18 protein-coding genes and 1 other annotated feature are annotated in these 21,142 nt (G+C 43.8%); of the genes, 13 read left to right on the forward strand and 5 right to left on the reverse strand.

Going from position 1 to position 21,142, the window contains the following annotated elements; translation table 11 throughout:
- Positions 1 to 271 precede the first annotated feature (271 nt).
- From ACED25_RS10795 to ACED25_RS10810, 4 genes are all read left to right on the forward strand, one after another.
- Positions 272 to 1,225 carry a TIGR01212 family radical SAM protein gene (locus ACED25_RS10795; protein ID WP_017100509.1) on the forward strand — a complete coding sequence of 318 codons (954 nt, stop codon included), beginning with the start codon at positions 272 to 274 and terminating at the stop codon, positions 1,223 to 1,225.
- A 92-nt stretch (positions 1,226 to 1,317) separates the two neighbouring features.
- Positions 1,318 to 3,069, forward strand: coding sequence for a diguanylate cyclase (locus ACED25_RS10800; protein WP_012603234.1), 1,752 nt, complete (start codon positions 1,318 to 1,320; stop codon positions 3,067 to 3,069).
- 230 nt (positions 3,070 to 3,299) lie between these two features.
- On the forward strand, positions 3,300 to 5,687 hold the full coding sequence (gene arcB, locus ACED25_RS10805; protein ID WP_017100508.1) for an aerobic respiration two-component sensor histidine kinase ArcB: 2,388 nt from the start codon (positions 3,300 to 3,302) through the stop codon (positions 5,685 to 5,687).
- Positions 5,688 to 5,694: 7 nt separating this feature from the next.
- Positions 5,695 to 6,138 carry a hypothetical protein gene (locus ACED25_RS10810; RefSeq protein ID WP_012603236.1) on the forward strand — a complete coding sequence of 148 codons (444 nt, stop codon included), beginning with the start codon at positions 5,695 to 5,697 and terminating at the stop codon, positions 6,136 to 6,138.
- A 185-nt stretch (positions 6,139 to 6,323) separates the two neighbouring features.
- Here the strand turns inward: ACED25_RS10810 and arcA are convergent, their stop codons facing one another.
- Positions 6,324 to 7,040 carry a two-component system response regulator ArcA gene (arcA, locus tag ACED25_RS10815; RefSeq protein WP_004741534.1) on the reverse strand — a complete coding sequence of 239 codons (717 nt, stop codon included), beginning with the start codon at positions 7,038 to 7,040 and terminating at the stop codon, positions 6,324 to 6,326.
- A 576-nt stretch (positions 7,041 to 7,616) separates the two neighbouring features.
- On the opposite strand from arcA, the gene ACED25_RS10820 reads away from it, so the two are divergent.
- Positions 7,617 to 8,102 (forward strand): putative 4-hydroxy-4-methyl-2-oxoglutarate aldolase, encoded by a 486-nt coding sequence (locus tag ACED25_RS10820; RefSeq protein ID WP_017098326.1) that lies wholly within the window; start codon positions 7,617 to 7,619, stop codon positions 8,100 to 8,102.
- A gap of 29 nt (positions 8,103 to 8,131) precedes the next feature.
- On the opposite strand, the gene ACED25_RS10825 is transcribed toward ACED25_RS10820, so the two are convergent.
- Positions 8,132 to 8,608 (reverse strand): hypothetical protein, encoded by a 477-nt coding sequence (locus ACED25_RS10825; protein WP_009848411.1) that lies wholly within the window; start codon positions 8,606 to 8,608, stop codon positions 8,132 to 8,134.
- 317 nt (positions 8,609 to 8,925) lie between these two features.
- Positions 8,926 to 9,044: a sequence feature (Thr leader region), on the forward strand.
- A 29-nt stretch (positions 9,045 to 9,073) separates the two neighbouring features.
- Between ACED25_RS10825 and thrA the strand changes: the two genes are divergently transcribed.
- Genes thrA through thrC form a run of 3 tightly spaced genes read left to right on the forward strand, consistent with a single transcriptional unit; the run spans position 9,074 to position 13,787 of the window.
- The gene (thrA, locus tag ACED25_RS10830) at positions 9,074 to 11,533 is read left to right on the forward strand and encodes a bifunctional aspartate kinase/homoserine dehydrogenase I (RefSeq protein WP_009848412.1); all 2,460 of its coding nucleotides are present in this window, start codon (positions 9,074 to 9,076) and stop codon (positions 11,531 to 11,533) included.
- A 17-nt stretch (positions 11,534 to 11,550) separates the two neighbouring features.
- Positions 11,551 to 12,507, forward strand: coding sequence for a homoserine kinase (gene thrB, locus ACED25_RS10835; protein ID WP_371695269.1), 957 nt, complete (start codon positions 11,551 to 11,553; stop codon positions 12,505 to 12,507).
- Positions 12,504 to 13,787, forward strand: coding sequence for a threonine synthase (gene thrC, locus ACED25_RS10840; protein ID WP_371695251.1), 1,284 nt, complete (start codon positions 12,504 to 12,506; stop codon positions 13,785 to 13,787). The genes thrB and thrC overlap by 4 nt, the downstream gene beginning before the upstream one ends.
- 78 nt (positions 13,788 to 13,865) lie before the next feature.
- Here thrC and grcA read toward each other — a convergent pair whose 3' ends face one another.
- Positions 13,866 to 14,243, reverse strand: a complete 378-nt coding sequence (grcA, locus tag ACED25_RS10845) for an autonomous glycyl radical cofactor GrcA (RefSeq protein ID WP_009848415.1) — start codon at positions 14,241 to 14,243, stop codon at positions 13,866 to 13,868.
- 326 nt (positions 14,244 to 14,569) lie between these two features.
- On the opposite strand from grcA, the gene nfo reads away from it, so the two are divergent.
- From nfo to ACED25_RS10860, 3 genes are all read left to right on the forward strand, one after another.
- On the forward strand, positions 14,570 to 15,478 hold the full coding sequence (nfo, locus tag ACED25_RS10850; RefSeq protein ID WP_017098330.1) for a deoxyribonuclease IV: 909 nt from the start codon (positions 14,570 to 14,572) through the stop codon (positions 15,476 to 15,478).
- A 662-nt stretch (positions 15,479 to 16,140) separates the two neighbouring features.
- Positions 16,141 to 16,821, forward strand: a complete 681-nt coding sequence (gene ung / locus ACED25_RS10855; RefSeq protein WP_371695252.1) for a uracil-DNA glycosylase — start codon at positions 16,141 to 16,143, stop codon at positions 16,819 to 16,821.
- 86 nt (positions 16,822 to 16,907) lie between these two features.
- Positions 16,908 to 17,459, forward strand: a complete 552-nt coding sequence (locus tag ACED25_RS10860) for a hemerythrin domain-containing protein (RefSeq protein ID WP_004735001.1) — start codon at positions 16,908 to 16,910, stop codon at positions 17,457 to 17,459.
- Between the two features lie 150 nt (positions 17,460 to 17,609).
- On the opposite strand, the gene ACED25_RS10865 is transcribed toward ACED25_RS10860, so the two are convergent.
- Positions 17,610 to 17,798 (reverse strand): DUF3545 family protein, encoded by a 189-nt coding sequence (locus ACED25_RS10865; RefSeq protein ID WP_004735002.1) that lies wholly within the window; start codon positions 17,796 to 17,798, stop codon positions 17,610 to 17,612.
- A 712-nt stretch (positions 17,799 to 18,510) separates the two neighbouring features.
- Between ACED25_RS10865 and ACED25_RS10870 the strand changes: the two genes are divergently transcribed.
- Positions 18,511 to 19,941, forward strand: a complete 1,431-nt coding sequence (locus ACED25_RS10870) for a sodium:alanine symporter family protein (RefSeq protein WP_017084788.1) — start codon at positions 18,511 to 18,513, stop codon at positions 19,939 to 19,941.
- Between the two features lie 59 nt (positions 19,942 to 20,000).
- On the opposite strand, the gene ACED25_RS10875 is transcribed toward ACED25_RS10870, so the two are convergent.
- A complete protein-coding gene (locus ACED25_RS10875; protein WP_277869479.1) occupies positions 20,001 to 20,123 on the reverse strand; it encodes a hypothetical protein in 123 nt (40 codons plus the stop codon).
- A 148-nt stretch (positions 20,124 to 20,271) separates the two neighbouring features.
- Here ACED25_RS10875 and yaaA point away from each other — a divergent pair, with 148 nt between their 5' ends.
- Entirely contained in the window at positions 20,272 to 21,048 is a 777-nt protein-coding gene (yaaA, locus tag ACED25_RS10880) for a peroxide stress protein YaaA (protein WP_017080261.1), read from the forward strand.
- The last annotated feature ends 94 nt before the right edge of the window (positions 21,049 to 21,142 follow it).

Consider the following 21,142-nt stretch of genomic DNA (forward strand, 5'->3'; position numbering starts at 1 on the left):
CCAATATGTGTAAGTATCCTACAATTTTGTCTAGGCGAATTGCAATGAAAGTTAACCGATGTAGACCATTTTTTTCGTTTTGTTTTGAATTTAATGCCTAACAAATGTGCAACATTAGGCAAATAGAGCTTATTTTTTGCATGTTTATTGATATTTGATAGGTTGCTCGCAAAAATCCTTGCGTAAACTAATTGGTCGAATTTTGCAGGGATGTAATTTTTTTTCAAAAAAGACTGATATTCATTCTTATTTACTTGAGTGCTTTGAAAATATGCAATTACACGAGTTAGTTAATACTATCGGCCAAGATCTCCAACGTCGTTATGGCGAGAAGGTTCACAAGCTGACACTTCACGGTGGGTTTAGTTGCCCAAACCGAGACGGGACAATTGGCCGTGGCGGTTGTACCTTCTGCAACGTAGCTTCTTTTGCCGATGAACAAACTCAAGTTCAAAGTATTGCTGATCAATTAACAGATCGTGCGGGTGAAATCGCTCGTGCCAAGAAGTATCTTGCTTATTTTCAGGCGTACACCAGTACTTACGCTGAGGTGCAGGTACTCAAGAATATGTATGAAGAGGCTCTAAAAGCACCCGGAGCAGAGATTGTTGGCCTTTGTGTTGGCACGAGACCAGACTGCGTGCCTGATGCAGTACTGGACCTGCTCGCGGAGTACGTTAAGCAAGGTTACGAAATTTGGCTAGAGCTCGGCCTGCAAACAGCCAATGATAAAACCCTCAAGCGAATTAACCGCGGACACGATTTCACTGTGTATGAAACGATCACCCAGCGCGCACGTGCTTTAGGAATCAAGGTATGTACTCACCTTATTGTCGGCCTGCCCAAAGAAACCAAAGCGGATAACCTTGAAACTCTAGAGAAGGTATTAGCAGCTGGCACTGATGGTATCAAGCTTCACGGGCTTCATATTGTTGAAGGCAGTACTATGGCTAAAGCCTGGAAGGCAGGAAAGCTAGAAGCACCAAGCCTTGAGGAGTACATTGATATCGCGAGTGAGATCATTCAACGCACACCAGCGGACGTGGTTTATCATCGTGTATCTTCTGCGGCGAGACGCCCGACACTACTCTCTCCTTTATGGTGTGAGAACCGTTGGTTGGCGATGACTGAGATTGGTCGTTCGCTTGATAAAACCGGCGCACAAGGCATTAAAACAGGCTTTGCATTCGAGTACACGCAACCTGTTTTAAACGCGACCAATTGATAGGGATGGGTGACTGTAGGTAACAGCAGATAAAACCAACAAATAGTGGTAACATTTCCCTCACAGAATTTATAAGTATAGATTGAGAGCAGATGGAACTGGTAATGACTTGGTTATGGGATAGGGCGTATGGCTACGGTATATATATCGTTGTTCTATTGCTGATAGGTCTCATCTGCTGGCATATTTATTTACGTTACCAGTCATATATTGAACAGCTTCTTCTTGCTACACCTTCACCTCTTTATTTTGTTGACATCCGAAGTGGCGAGATCTTGTACGCCAATCGCCAAGCCATGCAGTTGCTTGGTATCCGCCAAATAGGTACTCACTTTCGTTTTCCAACAGTGGAAGCTGAGAATAGTTTTCGTCATTACCTCACTGATCACATCAACTCTCGAACGTTTGAATATCTCTCGTCTTGGGTTCTTTCTGAATTTGAATCTTTTAAGATCAACTTGGTGGGTCGTAAGATCCACTTTAGAAGTAGAAAGGCTTGGATGATACATGCTTCCCCTTATAAAAGTACCAACGAAGAGATTTCCCAAGAGGTTCGTGATCTCAATGTTGCCCGTACCGCTTTGGATTCTTTATCTGAGTTGGTCTATGTCATCGATCAAAAGGGTGAATTGGTCGCGAGTAATCGAGCGTTTAAAAAGTTTTGGCATGGTCGCCCTGAAGAGGGCACTTTAAGTGTGTCTAGTGGTGCCTTAAAAGGTCGTGTCAGTGAGCGCTCATGGACCACAGACCAAGATGGTAAGGGGTGTCTCCTTGAAACCTATCAAAGTGTTTTGCTCTCGCAAAGTGGGGAAACCATAGGTACGCTCTCGATAAGTCACGATGTGACGGATTGGCATGACATGCAGCAACAACTGCGTGGGGAAATGGAAAAGCGTAAAGATACTGAAGTTGCACTTGCACAACGTGACACCATTTTACAAAACATCTTGGAAGCGAGCCCTGACTCGATTGGTATCTTCAACGAAAACATGGTTTACCAGGCGTGTAATAAGCCATTTGTGGCAGCGTTGGGTATTTCTGAAGTCAGTGATTTAGTGGGTAAACGTCTACAAGACGTAGTACCAAATAGCATTTATATGCGCGTATCAGAGAGTGATCATCAAGTGCTTCATCAAGGTAACTCGTTGCGTTACATCGACAAACTGGTTTCAAGTGATGGAGAGTTTACTTGGTATGATGTAGTGAAGTCGCCTTTTAGAGACCCTGCATCGAGTACCAATGGTGTACTGATCATGGCACGTGATATCACAGAACGTTACCTCGCCGAGCAGAAACTTGAAGAAGCCAATTTAGAGCTTGAGCGCCTCAGTTTTATGGATAGTTTAACTCAGGTATCCAATCGACGTCGCTTCGATGAGCAGCTGTCTACATTGTGGCATCATCATGTGCGTGAGAAATTGCCGTTGACGATTATGCTGTGTGACATCGACTTCTTTAAAGGCTATAACGATTTCTATGGACACCAACAAGGTGACGATGCTTTGATTCAGGTTTCACAAGCCTTTAAGCAGGTGTTGAATCGCTCTTCGGATTGCGTGGCTCGATACGGTGGTGAAGAGTTTGGCTTTATTCTCCCAAACACAACCACAGAAGGTGCGCTTATGGTCGCTCGTCGAATTCATGATGAAGTGCAAAAACTAGGATTAGCTCATGAGAAGTCGACAGTGTCAGACTCCATCACGGTGAGTATTGGTATTGTCTCTTATATACCAACACCTGATGACGAAATGGAGTCTGCTGTTGCCTTGGCTGACAGTGCGTTGTATCAAGCGAAATCTGATGGTCGAAATCGTTCGATAGTGCATCCATACTCTATTCACTAACTTTATAGAATGGGTAACTTAGTGACTCCGTCTTTTTCTTGTTTAGCATTTATATTACTTGGCTAATATTTATGTGGCTTGGCTAGTATTGATATTGCTTGGTTAGTATTAATATTGGTTGATTAACCTTCGATATTACCGCTAATCTCTTGCTGCGTGTGATGTAGCTAGCTTACCTACTTTCTTCAAACAAGGTAGAATGTTGCTAGTCTTATCGCGTGGAGCGCTAAATGAAACCCATGAAAAATCTTGCCCAGTATTACGTGGATCTGCTCGTAAAATTGGGGATTGTCCGCTTTTCTATCTTACTCGCCCTAGCGCTTGTTGCCCTTGCTGTTGTTGTACAAGTCGGTATCACCCTCGCACTCAAAGGTAATGTTGATGATATCGACATTGTCCGTTCGGTTTTCTTCGGTTTAGTGATCACACCTTGGGCGGTCTATTTTCTCTCAGTCGTGGTCGATCAACTGGAAGAGTCTCGCCAAAGGTTGGCTAAATTGGTCTCTAAGCTGGGTGACATGCGAGAGCGAGATCAAGAACTCAACAATAAACTGCAACTCAATATCGAAAAGCTCAACCAAGAAATTGAAGATCGTGAAAAAGCCGAAGAAGCGCGTGCAGAAGCAATGCATGATCTTGAGAACGAAGTGTTTCAGCGTGAGCGAACTCAGCTTGAATTAGCAGAACGTACGGCGCTGTTGCGTTCGTTTATCGATGCCTCGCCTGACCTCATTTATTATCGCAATGAAGATGGTGTGTTTTCAGGTTGCAACCGAGCGGTTGAAGAACTCACGGGCAAAACAGAAAAAGAGCTAGTTGGTTTGACGCCTTGGGATGTCTACAGCAAAGAGGTAGCCCAGCAAGTTGTTGAAACCGATAAGAAAGTCTTTGCTGACAACCAAGCTTTGACCTATGACCAATGGCTTGAATACCCCGATGGACGTAAGAGTTACTTCGAGCTGCGTAAGGTGCCTTTCTACAGTAAAGATGGTCGCCACCTTGGCTTGGTTGGTTTTGGTCGTGATATTACCGAGCGTAAAGAGCACCAAGAATCACTAGAGAAAGCCAGTCGCGATAAGACCACCTTTATCTCAACCATTAGCCATGAGCTAAGAACACCGCTCAATGGCATCATCGGCTTGAGCCGCATGTTATTGGATAGCCAGCTGACGACCGAGCAGCGTAAGCAGATGCAAACCATCAAGGTGAGTGCGGTGACACTGGGTAATATCTTTAACGATATTATCGACATGGATAAGTTCGACCGCCGTAAGCTTGAGCTATTCCCAACCCCTATCAATTTTGAAGATTTCGTTGTTGAGATCGAAAGCATTTCTGCGTTAATGGCAGAGCAGAAAGGGTTGAGGTTTGATCTAGAAAGATTGTCCGATCTCCCATCTGCAGTTGAGGTGGATGGTACTCGTCTTAGACAGGTATTGTGGAACCTTGTAAGCAACGCGATGAAGTTCACCAAAGATGGTGGTGTCGTGATGACGGTCAGCGCTGAAATTGATGGCGACTTTGCCAACATCACGATGGAAGTAGAAGATACCGGGATTGGTATCCCTGAAAGCGAAATCGAGAAGATCTTCGCGATGTACTATCAGGTAAAGTCGGGAACAGACAATTTACACGCTGTCGGTACCGGAATTGGTCTTGCTGTATCTCAACAGCTGATCAATATGATGGATGGTCACATTGAAGTCACCAGTGAAGAGGGGTTTGGTAGTACCTTTACGATTTCGATTCGAGTTCCAGTTAATCACGATACTCAGGCTTTGATCAAAACGCCAAGAAAGCAGTCCAACCTTAAGATTTTCATGGTCGAAGACATTGAGCTCAATATCACAGTAGCTCGTTCTTTACTTGAAAGCCTAGGGCATGAAGTGACAGTGGTAATGACGGGTAAAGAGGCACAAATCGTTTTCAACCCGAAAGATTATGACTTGGTATTACTGGATATCCAGTTACCAGATATGACTGGTTTCGACATTGCCCAATACTACCGCGAGAAATATAGCCAATTGCCGCCTTTGGTGGCATTAACCGCGAATGTATTAAACAATAAGCAAGAGTATTTCCAGAAAGGCATGGATGAAGCGATCAGTAAACCACTGTCGGTTCGTGCAATCCAGGATGTCATCAGCGAGTTGATTGAGGATGCCCCAGAGGTTATTGAGAAAGCCGAGGGCATTGATACAGTAAAGGATGTTGTAAAAGTAGCAGGTGTTGAGAAAGTAACAGCGAGTAAGCCGGCTCTTTCAACGATTGATACCACTTTGCTTGATATTGATATGCTAGAGTCTTATGTTGACATTGTCGGGTCGAAACCTGTTTTGGATAGTATCGTGATGTTTGAAGATATGATGCCGGAATATATGGAAATATTGAATTCCAATATGGTTGCGAAAGATCAAGACAGTATCGTTTCTGAGGCACACAAGATTAAAGGTGCAGCAGGTTCCATTGGCCTGAAACGCATACAGCAAGTTGCTCAGAAAGCTCAATCTCCAGATATGCCTGCGTGGTGGGAGAACATTTCAGATTGGGTTGATGAAATAAATAACGAATACCAAAATGATATTGAAGTCTTAAAGAGTTGGTTAAATCAAAGGTAGAAGAATGATGAAAAAATTAGCATTTGCCGCATGTGTAGTAGCATTAGCGGGTTGTTCTGCGCCACAAGTAGAATGGCAGCAAGATAATCAAGTCGAAGTATCTGCAGCGACAGTCACAATGAAAAGCAACCTGTGGCACAACAAAATGCCTACGATTGGGGAGGCTCAAGATAAGACTTTGCATGGTGCTATCTACCTAGAGTCTGACTCACAATTACCAGCAACACTTGCGGTTGAGAGTGTGACGGTTAAACAGGGTGCAGATACCTTGTTGGTAACTGCTGACGATCTAGATTTAAGAACACATAGTGAAACGCAGTGGGAAGTCGCTTTTGTATGGCAGTTAGAGATCGACAGTGATAAGCCTGTTGATGTTGCGATTGAACTCAAAGATGGCGAAACCGTGAAGTGGTTAGTAGAGAAAGACGTGAAGGTAGATACGGTTTACTAAAACCTTAGCGAACAATGAACAATAAAAAAGGGAGAATGCGTTGGCATTCTCCCTTTTTAATAACGATTGTTCACGCTTCGATTGCTAGAAGTACTAACTGTTTATAAGTACTAACTGGTTAGAGTGCTATCGGTTAGAAGTGCTAATCGACGGCAAGAACTAAACGGGCAGAAGCGCGAATCGAATTAGTCTTCTAGGTCACCACAAAAGCGGTAGCCTTCACCGTGAATCGTCGCGATGATTTCTGGTGTACCAGAAACAGATTCAAAGTGCTTACGAATACGACGGATTGTTACGTCTACAGTACGATCGTGTGGCTTAAGCTCACGGCCAGTCATCTTCTTAAGAAGGTCTGCACGTGTTTGGATCTTACCTGGGTTCTCACAGAAGTGAAGTAGAGCACGGAACTCTGAACGAGGTAGCTTGTAGCCTTCGCCATCTGGGCTAACCAGAGAACGACTGTTGATATCTAGTACCCAACCATTGAACTCGTACTTCTCAACGCTACGCTTTTCTTCTTGAACAGAGCTTGTGCTCATTGAACGGTTAAGAAGGTTACGTGCACGGATAGTCAGCTCACGAGGGTTGAAAGGCTTAGTGATGTAGTCATCAGCGCCGATTTCTAGGCCAAGGATCTTATCAACTTCATTATCACGACCAGTTAAGAACATAAGCGCTACATTTGCTTGCTCACGTAGTTCACGCGCAAGTAGTAGGCCATTCTTACCTGGAAGGTTGATGTCCATAATTACAAGGTTAACTTGGTTATCAGATAGCACTTGGTGCATCTCTTCACCGTCGCTAGCCTCAAAAACAGCATATCCCTCTGCTTCAAAAATACTCTTTAGAGTGTTACGAGTTACTTGCTCATCTTCAACGATAAGAATCTGCGGGGTTTGCATTTGGCGGTACCTAAATTTGTGACGAAACTGTGCTAATAGAATAAATTCTAGGCAAAACATAACATACAGGTAATGTATTTTTGATGATAACTTAAAGTTTTCAAAAAAACACTTACTTCCAGCTATCTGCCTTCCTTGAAGTATTGCCCAATAACGTAGATCCAGTACGCCTTTCAATCATTCTTTTAGTGATTTAAGAGGATTCTATAATGTTAACAGCATGCTAACAACGCGAGAATGTTAATTCCATTCACTTTGTTGATTTACATCAATTGCCGTATCGCAACAAACTTTAATAGTATGGCTACAACTTAACCAATGTTATGGTGACTATTTAGCACCAAAATAAGAATGATTATTCGAGATGTTTCGAACATCTTGCTTGCTAAAGACCGGACTATGAACCAAGGAAGCTGAAAGCTATCCTTAGAGTCTAGTAGATAAATATGCTCAATCAACTTTTATTTCGTATTAAATTGGGCATAGAACAATGAAAACAAAGGATTAATTTTAATAATATATAAAAGCATAGAGGCTCGCCTGACTTAATAGGTTTGCCTTACTCACGGAGGATATATGCACGATATAACACCTGACTTATGTGATGAGTTTGAAAGCAAAGTCACGCTACTGAATATGCCATTACAGAACTTCGGCCAGCGTGGTGCGTTCTGGGGAAAAATTGTAACAGTTCGTTGTTATCACGATAATTCCAAGGTTCGTGAGGTTTTAGAGACCGATGGCTGCGGCAAAGTACTCGTTGTAGACGGCAATGGCTCGTGTCAAAAAGCGTTACTTGGCGACCAATTGGCGATTCTAGCCATAGAAAATGGTTGGGAAGGCGTCATTGTGAATGGTGCGGTGCGTGATGTTGCGATGATGGCGCAGATGGATCTTGGTATTCAAGCTCTCGGAGCCTCTCCATTTAAAACCGAGAAGCACGGTGTTGGGCAAGTGAATGTGACGCTCTCTATACACAATCAACTGATTCAGCCCGGTGATTACATTTATGCCGATTGGAATGGTGTGTTAATTTCAACGGAATTGTTGATTGAATCTTAACGGGCTCATCGATAAAGAAGTGGGATAGATTAGAAGCGAAACCCTAATCCTACCTCAACACCTTGTTGCCACTCTTCATAATCAAGGGTGGCATGCATATCTAGATTATCGGTTAGCTGCACGCGGCTGGAAAGCTCTGCGGCTACCGATTTATCACTGTCTTCTGTTTCATTGTTATAGGTGTGTAGAGAGCTGTTGAAAGAGACTCTTTCGGAAAACTGATAACTAACACCACTCAAGAATCCACTCTCATATTTCAGTGCAGCAGTGTTGATTCGTGTACCGACATAAAGATCCACATCAGAAAACAAGCTATAAGAATAACCACTGTCTACTGTCCAAGTATCAAAGCTTTCACTCGATGCACTTTGCGTGGAGATAAAAAACTTATGGGCAGAGCTATCGATTTGACTGGGGAGCAAAGGCAAACTGCTCAGTAGCGGTAAACTGTTCGCTGAACAAACGACAGGCATAGCAAAGACTAAAAGAATAAGTAATCTCTTCATTTCCCACTCCTGATGTCATTATTATTGTTTTTCGAACGTTATTGTTCAATTAAAGCACAGGACTTGTATGTTCGCTGTACTATCGATAGAGCATTTTGTTATGACTATATATGCAACTGATTACTTATGTTTGTTTGATGAGTTAATCCAGTCTCTGAATGGCAGGTTGATGCAGGGTGTTTTATCTCTTAAATGAAGGTTTGCTCTGAAAAACGGTGTGAATGTAAAAAAAACGCAACTTTTCATTGACGCATAGTAGTAAAAATTGATACACGTAGAGTAAAGCACAAGCAGAGAATTTGATATGCAGCATGTAAGCCACCTAGTAATGACCACCACCATTATTATTACCGACATTCACATTGTTGGGGCAGGCTGCTAAGTAACGGATTTTAAAAAAAAGGCCTGTATCCAACAAGATACAGGCCTTTTTTTGTACCATTTTTATGACTTATGGAGAAAGGGATGCGCGTTTTAAAGTTTGGAGGTTCATCATTAGCTGATGCAGATCGTTTTTTACGAGCGGCTGATATCATCGCTAATAATGCCCAGCAAGAAGAGCTAGCCGTTGTACTATCGGCTCCAGGAAAAACAACCAATAAGCTGGTTGCTGTTATTGAAGCAGCACTAAAAAATGGTGAAGCAGACGTACAGATCACCGAGATCGAATCATCATTCGCTGCATTGTTTGCAGAGATTCAAGCGGTATTGCCGTCAGTAGATGGCTCTGCGTTTCAAGAGCAAGTCGATACCTCTCTTGCTCAACTTAAGCAGTTCGTGAATGGTATTAACCTACTGGGCATGTGCCCGAATCACGTAAATGCTCGTATCATTAGTAAAGGTGAGCGAGTTTCAATCCAGCTAATGAAAGCGGTGCTGGAAGCGAAAGGCCAACCAGCAAGCCTGATTGACCCTGTGGAATACCTCTATGCTCAAGGTGATCATCTTGAAGCTATGGTGGATGTGGATGTTTCAACTCAGAACTTCCGCCAATCACCGCTTCCTAAAGGTCACGTAAATATCATGCCGGGCTTTACTGCTGGTAATGAAAAAGGCGAGCTAGTAACGCTTGGCCGTAACGGCTCTGACTACTCAGCTGCAGTTCTAGCGGCATGTCTACGTGCTGATTGCTGTGAGATTTGGACTGACGTCGATGGTGTTTACAACTGTGACCCACGCTTAGTGGATGATGCCCGTCTTCTTAAATCACTTAGCTACCAAGAAGCGATGGAGCTTTCTTACTTCGGTGCTTCAGTTCTACACCCGAAAACTATCGCACCTATCGCACAATTCCATATTCCATGTCTGATCAAAAACAGCTTCAACCCACAGGGAGCAGGCACTTTGATTGGCCAAGACACTGGCGAAGATAACCTGGCGATCAAAGGTATCACTACGCTAAGTGACCTAACGATGGTTAACGTATCAGGCCCAGGTATGAAGGGCATGGTAGGCATGGCGAGTCGTGTATTCGGCGCGATGTCTTCTGCAGGCGTTTCTATTGTCCTTATTACTCAATCTTCTTCTGAGTACAGCATCAGCTTCTGTATTGAATCGGCTGACAAAGTGAAAGCGAAGCAAGTGTTATCAGATGCGTTTGAACTCGAACTTAAAGATGGCCTATTAGAGCCAGTTGAGTTCATGGATGATGTTGCGATTGTGACGCTGGTGGGTGACGGTATGCGTACATCACGTGGCGTTGCTTCTCAGTTCTTCTCTTCTTTAGCTGAAGTGAACGTTAACATCGTTGCTATTGCTCAAGGCTCTTCAGAGCGCGCTATCTCTGCTGTTATCCCTGAAGATAAAATCTCAGAAGCAATCAAAGCGTGTCACGAAAACCTATTCAATTCTAAGCACTTCCTTGACGTCTTCGTTGTCGGTGTTGGCGGTGTTGGTGGCGAGCTTGTTGACCAGATCCAACGTCAACAAGGCAAACTGGCTGAAAAAGGCATCGTGATTCGCGTATGTGGTTTAGCAAACAGCAAAGGCTTGCTGCTAGACAGCGACGGTCTACCGCTAGAACAGTGGCGTGATCGTATGTCGAGTGCGACAGAAGAGTTTAGCCTAGCGCGTTTAGCTGCACTTGTTCAACGTAACCACATCATCAACCCTGTGTTGGTTGATTGTACGTCTAGCGAAGGTATTGCCGGGCAATACGCTGATTTCCTAGCGGCTGGTTTCCACGTTGTAACACCAAACAAAAAAGCCAACACAGCAAGCATGGCTTACTACCATCAGCTTCGTGAAGTGGCGCGTAACTCTCGTCGTAAGTTGATGTACGAGACAACAGTAGGCGCAGGTCTACCGGTAATCGAAAACTTACAGAACCTAATCTCTGCAGGTGATGAGCTTGAGAAGTTCAACGGTATTCTTTCTGGTTCACTGTCTTACATTTTCGGTAAGCTTGATGAGGGTATGACACTCAGCCAAGCAACCAACATTGCTAAAGATAACGGCTTCACTGAGCCGGATCCTCGTGATGATCTGTCTGGTATGGACGTTGCGCGTAAGCTGCTTATTCTTGCTCGTGAAGCGGGTATGGCACTTGAGCTTGAAGATGTTGAAGTTGACCAAGCATTGCCACCGGGTTTTGATGATTCAGGTACGGTTGACGAGTTCATGGCTCGCTTGCCAGAAGCGGATGCATACTTCAAAGAGCAGTCAGCTATCGCAGCAGAAGAAGGCAAAGTACTTCGTTATGTAGGTGAGATCGCTGAAGGTAAATGTAAGGTTCGTATCGCAGCTGTTGATGGCGATGACCCAATGTTTAAGATTAAAGATGGCGAGAACGCTCTGGCATTCTACAGCCGTTACTACCAGCCAATCCCGCTCGTTCTGCGTGGCTACGGTGCAGGTACTGAAGTTACAGCAGCAGGCGTATTCTCTGATGTGATGCGTACTCTTGGTTGGAAATTAGGAGTTTAGGAATGAGTTCAAGTGATATGGATGTTGTTGTTTATGCTCCTGCATCAATCGGCAATGTCAGTGTAGGTTTTGATGTGCTGGGGGCCGCTGTGTCTCCAGTGGATGGCACATTGCTTGGTGACCGAGTAATGGTTAAAGCCGGTGATGAACCATTCTCGCTAAAAACAGCAGGCAGCTTTGTTTCTAAGCTGCCAACTGAAACCAAAGAAAATATTGTCTACGACTGCTGGGTTGTGTTCTCTCGCGAGTTAGACAAGAAAGGTATCTCAGTTAAGTATCTAGAGATGACGCTAGAGAAGAACATGCCTATCGGCTCTGGTTTAGGATCAAGTGCATGTTCAATTGTCGCGGCGCTTGATGCCTTGAACCGTTTTCATGGCCAACCGTTGAATGAAACTGAACTGCTTGCTCTGATGGGTGAAATGGAAGGTAAGATTTCAGGTGGCATACATTACGATAACGTTGCACCCTGTTACCTTGGTGGTGTGCAATTAATGCTGGAAGAGCTAGGTATCATTAGTCAAGAAGTGCCATGTTTTGATGACTGGTACTGGGTAATGGCTTACCCGGGCATCAAAGTTTCGACGGCCGAAGCGCGAGAGATTTTGCCTTCTCAGTATCGCCGTCAAGACGTGATTGCCCATGGTCGTCATTTAGCGGGCTTTATTCATGCTTGTCACTCTGGTCAGCCAGAGCTAGCCGCTAAGATGATCAAAGACGTGATTGCTGAACCATATCGTGAGAAACTGCTTCCAGGGTTTGCTGATGCACGCAAATATGCAACGTCAGCAGGAGCACTAGCTACTGGAATTTCTGGTAGTGGCCCTACGCTATTTAGCATTTGCAAAGAACAAGATGTCGCCGAGCGTGTTGCACGCTGGTTAGAACAAAATTACGTACAAAATGAAGAAGGATTCGTCCACGTTTGTCGCTTAGATAAGCAAGGTTCGATCGTTACAGGAAGTGAGTTATGAAGCTGTACAACATCAAAGAAAACGATGAGCAAGTCTCTTTTGGCCAAGCCGTTCGTCAAGGTCTAGGCCGCAACCAAGGTCTATTTTTCCCATCAGAGCTGCCTAAGTTCGATGACATCGATGCACTACTTGCAGAGGACTTTGTCCCTCGTAGTTCAAAGATTCTTTCTGCTCTAATTGGTGGTGAGTTACCAAAAGAACAGATCGATCAACTAGTGGATGCGGCATTCCAATTCCCAGCACCGATCAACCAAGTGAAAGACGGTGTTTACGCACTTGAACTGTTTCACGGTCCAACGTTAGCATTTAAAGATTTCGGTGGCCGTTTTATGGCTCAATCTTTGGCTGCGGTTTCTGATGGCGGTCAAATCACAATCTTAACGGCAACATCGGGTGATACTGGCGCTGCGGTTGCACACGCATTCTACGGCATGGAAAACATCAACGTTGTTATCCTATACCCGAAAGGCAAGATCAGCCCACTGCAAGAAAAGCTATTCTGTACGCTAGGTAAGAACATTCACACTGTAGCGATTGATGGCGATTTTGATGCGTGTCAGGCACTCGTAAAAGACGCGTTTGACGACGCTGAATTGCGTAAAGAAATTGGCTTAAACTCAGCAAACTCAATCAACATCAGCCGTTTGATGGCTCAGATCTGTTATTACTTTGAGGCGGCTTCTCAGCTAACCAAAGAGCAACGTGAAAATCTGGTTATCTCTGTACCAAGTGGTAACTTTGGTAACCTAACTGCGGGTCTATTAGCGAAAGCGCTAGGCTTACCGGTTAAACGCTTCATTGCAGCAACCAACGAAAACGACACGGTTCCCCGTTACCTAGAAACAGGTCAATGGGATCCAAAACCAACGGTTGCGACAACATCGAACGCGATGGACGTGAGCCAACCAAACAACTGGCCACGTATCGAAGAGCTTTGCCAACTGAAAGGTTGGGGACTGGATACTTTGGGTAAAGGTAAAGTATCTGATGAGCAGAGTGCTGAATCAGTACGTGATCTAAAAGCTCAAGGTTACCTGTGTGAACCTCATGGTGCGATTGCTTACCGTCTATTGGAAGAGCAACTGCAAGAGAACGAGACAGGCCTGTTCTTATGTACGGCACACCCTGCGAAATTCAAAGAAGTGGTTGATGACATCTTAGGTACTGACATTGAACTGCCAGGTCCGCTAGCAAAACACGCGGTGATGGAGTTGTTGTCTGAAGATCTAGATAACGATTTTGAAGCGCTAAAAGCAGTGCTTCGTCGAGTTCAACCGTAACCTACACCGGTATTGTTGAACAAATAAAAACGGCGCTCAATGAGCGCCGTTTTTGTATTCTAATTCAAGCTCTAAAAATTATAGAGACTCAGTGAACGTACGTGCGATAACGTCACGTTGTTGTTCAGTAGTTAGAGAGTTGAAACGTACAGCGTAACCCGATACACGGATAGTTAGCTGTGGGTAGTTCTCTGGGTGAGCAACGGCATCTTCTAGCGTTTCACGCTTAAGAACGTTAACGTTTAGGTGTTGACCACCTTCGATGCGTGGTGCTGCTTCGATAGCAACTTCACGGCTTTCGTACTCGCCTAGGTCTGCTGCTGAGATAACTTGGTCAGCTTCGAAACCTGAAGTAGCAACAACACAACGAGCTTCGTTCTTCTCGCTGTCTAGTAGCCAGATTGAGTTTAGTAGGTCGTCGTTTGCTGCTTTAGTAATTTGAATACCTTGGATCATAACTATCTCCTAGTCCACTTTATGTGGTTTGATTATGGTGTTAACTTTCGAATTTTATTGAGCTGAGTAATATATACCTAGTTTGTGGTAGTTTAATATTGATTTAAGTCAAAAAACAACCAAAAACCTCATTTTTTTCAAGGTGATTACTTTGAGTTAAATCAATAAAACCTTTGAAAACAAAGTAATTACAAAATATTTTAAAGTATAAAAAATATTTAACAGTGGAATTTGTTGTTAATTTACTACATTTGTTGTGTTTTTATTGACCTGTAAGTGATACGACCCTTTAATTATTAAGCATCCTGAAAGTGTAAAGTGATTTAATGACAAACAATAATTCATCTTCAAAACCTGAAACTAATATTAAGTTTATTGGTGCGCATGTGTCTGCTGCGGGCGGTGTTGATCAGGCGCCAATGCGCGCAAGAGAGATTGGCGCCAATGCTTTTGCACTGTTCACCAAAAACCAAAGACAGTGGGCAGCAAAGCCGCTGGAAGCGAAAACCATTAGTGCGTTTAAAGCCAACTGTAAGATGTTGGGCTTTAGTGCTGAGAATATTCTTCCTCATGACTCCTACCTTATTAACCTAGGAGCACCAGAAGAAGAGAAGCTAGAGAAATCACGTGCGGCTTTTATTGATGAAATGGAGCGTTGTAACCAACTAGGACTCACGCTTTTGAATTTTCATCCTGGGAGTCATTTGAAGAAAATCTCAGAAAGCGAATGTTTGGCCAAGATCGCTGAGTCTATCAACTTGGCTCATCAAGCGGTGCCTGATGTGATTGCGGTGATTGAGAATACCTCAGGGCAGGGGACGAACCTTGGCTGGAAGTTTGAGCAACTAGCAGAGATCATCGACCAAGTAGAAGATAAATCACGCGTTGGTGTGTGTTTAGACACTTGCCATACTTTTACAGCCGGTTATGACTTACGAACAAAAGAAGCGTGTGAGCAGACTTTTGCTGAGTTCGAGCGCATTGTGGGTATGCACTATCTAAGAGCAATGCACATCAATGATTCAAAAGCTGAGTTTGCGAGCCGAGTCGATCGACATCATTCTTTAGGAAAAGGCGAGATTGGCTGGGATTGTTTTGAGTATATTGCCTCGGATTCTCGCTTTAATGGTATCCCTCTTATCTTGGAAACCATTGATTCGACGATCTGGAAAGAGGAAATTCAACAACTTAGAATGTTTCATCGCTCAGCAACGCTAGCGAGCGAAGAAGCGTAATAATAGAGGGAATAATTAATTTCCTTCTACTCCTAAAAATTGGCACCTTTCTTTCATAGTATTAAAGTGAATATGTAGTTCACGATGTCTTAGAGGAGGTGCCTTTATGTATTCACAAGCCCAAACTTCAACTGTATCTGCTGCTCGCCGTTTACCAACCCCAAACCGTCATGTGCATAACCACGGTCACCATCGTACACAGCAGAAAAGTGGTTAATCGAGATAAACACAACTTGAACTGATTATTATGATTCATCAACAAGTGAACCCTACACATCATGTTTATTGATAGCTGTATGAGGTATAAATAGGGCGTGTTGATCTTTCGAGCTGATTTTTGCAGCGAGTTGCTGGGTATTTATACAAGGCAGAGGCTTTGACGTGTAGCTAGCCTACATGAGAAGCCGCTAACGCAGTAGAAATGACCAGCAAACGCTGCCCGGAGGGTTCGGCTAAAAGCGTTTTACTCTTTGTTGAGGGAGATTTGCTTAGAATGACTATGCTACTTCTCCCTCGCCGCGATTAAAACGCTTTTATCTCGAACAAAATTTAACCACGAAAGGTCAACACGCCCTAAAGCCTTATTTAGGACAGTTAGCCGATACAGCTATTTTTTGTCTGGCGAAAGCCGCTAGAAACCTTGATGATTGGGAAGTAAAACGATGAGCGCACCAAAGACTTGGGAATCCATTATTAATGATGAACGTGACAAAGAGTACTTTCAGAGTGTCCTCGCGTTTGTTGAACAGCAACGCAATAGTGGGAAAACCGTCTACCCCCCTCAAGAGCAGGTGTTCAGTGCCTTCGATATGACGCCTTTCGAGTCCGTACGCGTGGTTATCCTAGGGCAAGATCCTTATCACGGCGCTAACCAAGCTCACGGTTTAGCATTCTCTGTGCTACCTGGCGTTAAAATTCCACCGTCTCTACGTAATATGTACAAAGAACTCGCACAAGATATAGACGGCTTTGAGATCCCTAGCCATGGCTACCTCGACACTTGGGCATCTCAAGGGGTGTTAATGTTGAATACGGTACTAACCGTAGAAGAGGCAAAAGCACACTCACATGCTAAGTGTGGTTGGGAAACCTTTACCGATGCCATCATTACTGAGCTGAATCAGCGCTCTGAGCCGATCATCTTCTTACTCTGGGGCGCGCATGCCCAAAAGAAAGGCCAAGCCATTGATGCAGACAAACACCATGTATTGACTGCACCTCATCCATCGCCATTATCCGCTCGTCGTGGCTTCTTTGGTTGTCAGCATTTTTCAACAACCAATAAGCTGCTTTCTTCTATGGATCAACAACCTATAGATTGGCGATTATCAACAGAGCTGTAGCTTGGTGGTTTTCTGAGCAGGGTCAAATCATAAATGAGCATCTTCGTATACACTTGTAAATAGTAGGTGTAATGGAGTGCAATACTATGATGATTGAAAGGATAAGACGAGAGCATGGCTATATGGCTCGCTTGCTCGCGATACTCAACAATAAGTTAGAGCATCTAAAACAAGAGCGAGAAATAAACTATAGCTTGATCGCAGAGGTGGTTCATTATCTCATGAACCATTCAGATAAGGTGCACCACCCGAAAGAAGACGTTATTTATCGTTACTACCTCAAGCAATACGGCAGCGATCAAATGATTGAAGACTTGGAGTTGGAACATCAATTGCTTTCTGAGAAAACAGCGGACTTTTTAGGTGTGGTCGATATGATCCTCCAAGATGCGGTTGTTCCTCAGCAAGTCTTTATTGAGCAGCTTGAAGCCTTTGTTAAAGCTCAACGAAAGCACATGGAATATGAAGAGAAGCATGTGTTACCGATGATTGTGAAGGCATTCACGGTCAAAGATTGGCAAGAAGTAGAGTCTCAATGGCTTCAACCGGAAGACGACCCTGTCTTTGGAGAGACAATTGCCGATCAGTACCGCCAACTCGCGGCTCGTGTTCGACAGAATGAGCAAGAGTGCGTTTAGCCCGTTGTCGTATTGAAACGCTGCTATTATTAGGCGCTCTCTATTAAGACGCTCGCTTTCAAATTGTGCTCTAAACCGAAGAGTGGTTTCATACAATAAAAAAGGCACCTGCATAGGTGCCTTTTGCTATCTGATTTATTGTCGTGCAGATTAAAGCTTTATATCATCAAGGCTAAAATCGAGACCGAGATTCATCTCTCTGAGCTCTTTCTCAAGCTGTCTACGATCGTTGATTGCCTCGATTTCACGCCATTTACGCTTGAGTGGTTTAGAGCGAGTTTTTTGAGTTGCACGAGGCATTTCTAGTTCTGATAGTTCATCGAATTGAAAGCTATCCATAAGCCATATCTCCTTCCGTGGGAATCGTTCTTACGAACTATTAAATATCATATTTAGGTTCACAATAACCTTGATTTGTTTCTCATTTGTTTCAAATCTATGAAGTTTTTGTTCTGTTTTCTTATGCATGCTCACACATTGCGGGGATTTTTATGTACAAAAAACAAGCAAACAAACCTAAGTAAACGATTAAATTAGAGGTTATGGAATGTTAATTCATTGTGCGAATGGAATGGTATTTTTACTACACTGCATTTAAGTGCGTATTGCGCCGTGCGGTAGCGGGTTCTCATTGCCCTAGAAAAAAATACAAATCTTCACTATACCTTGTAAAACCTAGGCTGACGTCATTTTTATAGGATGTCGTTCTTGTTTTGGTGGTACCTTGGTTGTTGTTGATATTATGTCCCGATAATGTGACTTTTATTGGGCTGTATTGTTGAAAATTGTGTTAACAAAAGGTGTGTTATTAGTGAAATGTCATTTTAATATAAATGTATTTGCATATTGATTTTTAGGCCATCTCGCTGCATTATCCGCCCGTCAAAAAATACACTGATACGTAAAATGGATGCATGAAGCGACATTTACAATCTAGATCGCAACAAATAAATATAAATCTAATGCCGACACAACTATTGACACTGGCATAGGTGATCTAGAGGAAGGCTCGGAAGCAAGATCGGTGCTTAAACTCAATTACGAGGTTCACGTGACAGACTTAATCAATTTGATGAACGATCTCCTTTGGGGATCTATCTTAGTTTACTTACTCGTTGGTGTGGGTATCTACTTCACTGTACGACTAGGCTTCATTCAATTCCGCCATTTCGGCCACATGTTCTCTGTTCTTAGAAACAGCCGTAAAGCAGACAGTGCTGGTATCTCTTCTTTCCAAGCTCTTTGTACTAGTCTTGCTGCTCGTGTAGGTACAGGTAACATGGCAGGTGTTGCTGTGGCACTAACCGCCGGTGGCCCTGGTGCTATCTTCTGGATGTGGCTAATCGCCATGCTAGGTATGGCAACATCATTTGCTGAAAGCACACTAGCACAGCTATACAAAACGCGTGATAACGACGGTAACTACCGTGGCGGCCCTGCATACTACATGGAGAAAGGCCTAGGTATGCGTTGGATGGGGGTTCTATTCTCTATCTTCCTAATCATCGCATTTGGTCTAGTATTCAACGCGGTTCAAGCGAACGCGATTGCAAGTGCAATGAACACGGCATTCGACTTTGAGCGTGGCTACGTTGGTGTTGGTATTGTAATTATCTCTGCATTCGTTATCTTCGGTGGTATCCGCAAGATTGCCCGCACTGCAGAAATCATTGTTCCAATCATGGCACTGGCTTACTTAGCTATCGCTATCTACGTAATGCTAATGAACATTGAGAAAGTGCCTGAAGTTCTGGCTCTTATCTTCAAGAGTGCATTCGGTCTGCAAGAAGCAGCAGCGGGTGGCCTAGGTTACGCGATCGCACAAGCGATGATTAACGGCATCAAACGTGGTTTGTTCTCGAACGAAGCGGGTATGGGTTCTGCGCCAAACGCAGCAGCTTCTGCTACGCCTTACCCACCACACCCAGCATCACAAGGCTATGTGCAAATGCTAGGTGTATTCATGGACACAATTGTTATCTGTTCTGCAACAGTAGCAATCATCCTGATGTCTGGTGAGTATGTACCGCACGGTGAAGTAACGGGTATCGAACTCACGCAACGTGCACTAACGGCACAAGTAGGCGAATGGGGTGGCATCTTTGTAGCGGTAGCGATTTTCTTCTTCGCTTTCACTTCAATCATTGCAAACTACTCGTACGCTGAAACGAACCTTATCTTCCTAGAGCACAACAACAAGAAGGGCCTAGTGCTGTTCCGTATCGTTGTACTGGGTATGGTTATGTTCGGTTCTTTGGCGACACTGCCAACAGTATGGGCATTGGCTGACGTATCGATGGGTCTAATGGCGATTGTGAACTTGGTAGCGATCATCTTGCTATCGGGTATCGTGATTAAGCTAGCGAAAGACTACAACCGTCAATTAGACGCGGGTAAAGTACCAACGTTCGATGCGGATGATTTCCCAGAGCTTAAAGCTCAATTGGAAGATGGTATTTGGGTTAACAACAAGAAGAAGTAATCTTGTTGGAGTGATTCATCACTCATCCTAAAATCATTAGAAAGGCTAAGGTTTTGACCTTAGCCTTTTTCTTTGCCTGCGATTTCTATCTGTTTACAATTTCTATCTGCTTGCAGTTTTTCTTGGTGAGTGATTTTTGCTTTGTCTGCGATCTTTTCTTTGTAAACGATTTTTCTTTGCAAGCGACCTTTTCTTTGTAAGCGATTCTTCTTTGTAAGTGACTTATAGCTAGATCTGTCTATCAAAGTAATAGGAAGAGTCATAAAGACAAGTTGATGTTTTTTCTATACTCTAGCAGCATCCAGTTAGATAACCGATTAGGGTAAAGTTATGTTAGTTGTCGTTTCTCCAGCCAAGACATTAGATTACGAATCACCATTAGCGACTGAGCGTTTCAGCCAGCCAGAGTTTGTTGAACACTCTGCAGAGCTTATTGAAGTGTGTCGTAAGCTGACACCTGCTGATGTATCAGCACTGATGAAGGTAAGCGATAAGATTGCTGGGCTGAACGTAGCGCGCTTTGAGCAGTGGAGCGAGACCTTTACCCAAGACAACGCACGCCAAGCAATCCTAGCCTTTAAGGGCGATGTGTACACTGGCCTAGATGCTGAAACACTGTCGGACGATGATTTTGACTACGCACAGAATCACCTGCGTATGCTTTCTGGGTTATATGGCTTGCTTAAGCCGTTAGATCTGATGCAGCCTTACCGCCTAGAGATGGGCACACGCTTAGCTAATGAGCGTGGCACTAACTTGTACCAGTTCTGGGGCAATATCATCACTGATAAGCTGAATGAAGCACTGAATGCTCAAGGCGATAATGTGTTGATCAACCTAGCATCGAACGAATACTTTAAAGCGGTGAAGCCGAAGAGCCTTGATGGTCAAATCATCACGCCAGTTTTTAAAGACTGTAAGAATGGCCAATACAAGGTGATCAGTTTTTACGCCAAGAAAGCGCGTGGCATGATGGCTCGCTACATCATTGAGAACAAAATTGATTCCGTTGAAGCGCTGACCAAATTTGATACGGCGGGTTACTACTTCGTTGAAGAAGAGTCGAACGCGAAAGAGCTCGTCTTCAAGCGTGAAGAGCAAAACTAGTCACTCTTGGTTAATTTGTCACTCTTGTTAATTAGTTACTCTCGGTTTGAGTTTGAGTTTGAAATTAGAGGCCTAGTTATTTAGCCTGATAACA

This window comes from Vibrio sp. 1F263 (genome assembly GCF_041439035.1).
Classification (GTDB): domain Bacteria; phylum Pseudomonadota; class Gammaproteobacteria; order Enterobacterales; family Vibrionaceae; genus Vibrio; species Vibrio tasmaniensis_A.